The sequence below is a fragment of the Streptomyces sp. YS-3 genome (assembly GCF_045257485.1).
Classification (GTDB): domain Bacteria; phylum Actinomycetota; class Actinomycetes; order Streptomycetales; family Streptomycetaceae; genus Streptomyces.
The window spans coordinates 1-1,159 of the sequence record NZ_JBJHPC010001045.1 but is presented as its reverse complement, the minus strand read 5'-3'; the positions used below and the strand labels follow the sequence as shown (position 1 = coordinate 1,159).

Sequence of the window (1,159 nt, the reverse complement as noted above, 5' to 3'; positions counted from 1 at the left end):
GGCCCGCGGGGTGCGTGTGACAATCGTTTCGTCGGCCACGGTTCCTCGCGGCCGGCGGGCACGGCACCACAGAGCAGGAGACTGAGTCACGATGCGCATCGGAGTCCTCACCGCGGGCGGCGACTGCCCCGGCCTGAACGCAGTGATCCGGTCGGTCGTGCACCGGGCCCTGACCGGCCACGGCGACGAGGTCATCGGCTTCGAGGACGGGTTCAAGGGCCTGCTCGACGGCCACTTCCGCCCCCTCGACCTGGACTCCGTCAGCGGCATCCTGGCGCGCGGCGGCACCATCCTCGGCTCGGCCCGCCTGGAGCGCGCCCGGCTGCGCGAGGCCGCCGAGAACTGCGCGGAGCTGGCCCGCCGTTACGGCATCGACGCGCTCATCCCCATCGGCGGCGAGGGCACGCTCACGGCGGCCCGGATGCTCTCCGACGCCGGGATGCCGGTCGTCGGCGTGCCGAAGACCATCGACAACGACATCTCCTCGACCGACCGCACCTTCGGCTTCGACACGGCCGTCATGGTCGCGACCGAGGCGATCGACCGGCTGAAGACCACGGCCGAGTCGCACCAGCGCGTGATGGTCGTCGAGGTCATGGGGCGCCACGCGGGGTGGATCGCGCTGGAGTCCGGTATGGCGGGCGGCGCCCACGGCATCTGTCTGCCCGAGCGGCCCTTCGAGGTCGACGACCTGGTCAAGATGGTCGAGGAGCGCTTCGCGCGCGGCAAGAAGTTCGCGGTGATCTGCGTCGCGGAGGGCGCGCATCCCGCGGAGGGGGCCATGCCGTACGAGAAGGGCGCGATCGACCAGTACGGACATGAGCGGTTCGCCGGGATCGGCAACCGGCTGGCCATCGAGCTGGAACGGCGCCTGGGCAAGGAGGCGCGGCCGGTCATCCTCGGGCACGTCCAGCGGGGCGGTGTGCCCACGGCGTACGACCGGGTGCTCGCGACGCGGTTCGGGTGGCATGCGGTGGAGGCGGTGCACCGGGGGGACTTCGGGAACATGACGGCGCTGCGGGGGACGGATGTGGTGATGGCTCCGTTGGCGTCGGCGGTGACGGAGCTCAAGACCGTGCCGGTGGATCGCGTGTTCGAGGCGGAGTCCGTGTTCTGAGGGTTTCCCCCCACCCCGCCCGTTCCCTAGACCCTGCGGGGC

At 71.6% G+C, this 1,159-nt stretch carries 1 protein-coding gene; it reads left to right on the top strand.

Going from position 1 to position 1,159, the window contains the following annotated elements:
* Nucleotides 1–91: 91 nt before the first annotated feature.
* Nucleotides 92–1,117, top strand: coding sequence for an ATP-dependent 6-phosphofructokinase (locus ACJA3G_RS37365; RefSeq protein ID WP_358835429.1), 1,026 nt, complete (start codon nt 92–94; stop codon nt 1,115–1,117).
* The last annotated feature ends 42 nt before the right edge of the window (nt 1,118–1,159 follow it).

Excerpts from the sequence above, each read along its gene's own strand:
- ACJA3G_RS37365 (WP_358835429.1), top strand. The coding sequence starts at position 92 with ATGCGCATCGGAGTCCTCACCGCGGGCGGCGACTGCCCCGGCCTGAAC.